The organism is Corynebacterium sp. UMB4614 (genome assembly GCF_030217065.1).
Classification (GTDB): Bacteria; Actinomycetota; Actinomycetes; order Mycobacteriales; family Mycobacteriaceae; genus Corynebacterium.
Genome location: NZ_JASONC010000045.1, coordinates 1 through 1,271 on the forward strand (window position 1 = coordinate 1; position 1,271 = coordinate 1,271).

A 1,271-nucleotide genomic window follows, 5' to 3' on the forward strand; every position below is an offset into this window, starting at 1 on the left:
CTTCGGTGACACCGTAGTCATTATCGATGACACTCCTTCTAGATCAGAGCCTCACACACAAACTTCCTGACACCCTCACGCTTACTGATGGTGGGCCCTTGAAAATAGTGGGGCGGCCATCGTCAGTAACCTTTCGACTCAACGACCACATCTCACCGAAAGGCACATGACGATGACCGCTGCTCCGCATTCTATCGACCCGACAACCTATCTGGATGATGTGCTGACCCAAGCGTCGCCGGATCTGATGCGGCAGATGCTGCAAGGGTTTATCAACCAGATCCTCTCCGCCCAGGCTGATACCGTGTGCGGGGCTGAATACGGTGTTGCTTCCACCGAACGGGTCAACCACCGCAACGGGTACCGTCACCGCGACCTCGACACCAGAGTCGGCACAATCGATGTGGCAGTGCCGAAGCTGCGCCACGGCGCGTTGTTCCCGGACTGGCTGCTCGAGCGAAGCTCACGTGCCGAACGCGCACTATCGACCGTGATCGCAACCTGCTATCTCAAAGGGGTTTCCACCCGCCGAATAAACGATCTGGTGGCAACGCTAGGGATTTCCAACATGTCGAAATCGCACGTCTCGCGGATGTCGGAAGAACTCGACGCGATGGTCGCAGATTTCAAAAACCGCCCCCTGGATCCCGGTGGGTATGCCTACCTGTCGTGCGACGCACTCGCGATCAAGGTGCGGGAAGGCGGCCGGGTGGTTACATGCTGCGTCCTTTTGGCCACCGGGGTCAACGCCGAGGGCTATCGCGAAATGCTCGGCATGCATGTCGCCACCGCGGAATCCAACGCGTCGTGGAAAGGCTTCTTTCAGGACTTAAAAGCCCGCGGGCTTCGCGGTGTTTTCCTTATCACCAGTGATGCTCATGAGGGCATCCAGCACGCCATTTCTGACGTGCTGCCCGATGCGTCGTGGCAGCGCTGTCGCACCCATTTCGCGAAAAACCTCTACGAAAAGGTCCCGAAGACACAGTGGCCGATGGTCTCTGCGATGTTCCAGACAATCTTCCAGCAACCCGACGCTCAATCCACCTGGGGACAAGCCCGCGAAGTCGTTGATCTACTGGAACCAAAGTTCCCGTAGGTTGCGGCCTATCTAGAAGAGTTGAAGTGCTCCGGGTTTTGTTCCTAGGCATTTGCCTTGATTTCTATTTTCTCGTGATTTGGATTGCCAGTCCAAAACTCTGCTTCTACCTCTGTCGGCGTACGGTAGCCGAGACTTTGGTGAAGCCGTGATTCGTTCCACCACGAGACCCACT

Annotated in this window: 1 pseudogene; it reads left to right on the plus strand. The window is 56.7% G+C overall.

Going from position 1 to position 1,271, the window contains the following annotated elements:
- Window positions 1-172: 172 nt before the first annotated feature.
- Window positions 173-1,093, plus strand: a pseudogene (locus QP413_RS09810) (IS256 family transposase); the annotation flags it as partial.
- Window positions 1,094-1,271: the final 178 nt, after the last annotated feature.